1 pseudogene is annotated in these 515 nt (G+C 42.5%); it reads right to left on the bottom strand.

From position 1 onward, the window contains the following. Positions 1 to 174: pseudogene (locus R7Q46_RS30375) on the bottom strand (porin family protein); the annotation flags it as partial. Positions 175 to 515: the final 341 nt, after the last annotated feature.

Here is a 515-nt window from a genome sequence, read left to right as displayed (position 1 = left end):
ACCCAATCCCAGCGTGGTCGCATTCGAGTTGTCTAGCCAATCTTTATTGGTCGTACCCGACCCCACATCCAAATAAATGTGCTCATACCCAAATTTTGCAGCTTGTTCCGCTTCCGAAGCGATACTGATTGCGCGCAAAACTACAAGAGGCACAAGCAATAACTGTCTCACCATCTTACTTCCTTTCATGAGAGTCACCTAAAAACTTAACTACAATTGGCAATTTCCATATTAGCCGAATTAACAAAACCTTGTCGCGGGAGATGTCCGAATCTTATGACTCAGTACGAAAAAGCGTGATCCAATAAGATTCTGTCTTAAAACTGCGTTAAGATTACTTTATTATTTGCGAAACAAAAGGCACCCGAATGGATGCAGAACTTCTCGAGATATATAACTTTCTCGCCAAGTACCCCCCTTTCAACGAACTTCCAGAAGAAACTCTGACCAAAGTGACAGAAAGCGTTGAAATCTCTTACTACCGACAAGATACCCCAATCATTCACTTCGGTGAC

The sequence above is a fragment of the Vibrio sp. 811 genome, from assembly GCF_033339195.1.
Note: the sequence above shows the minus strand (reverse complement) of the source record. Positions and strands in the feature narration are given on the sequence as shown.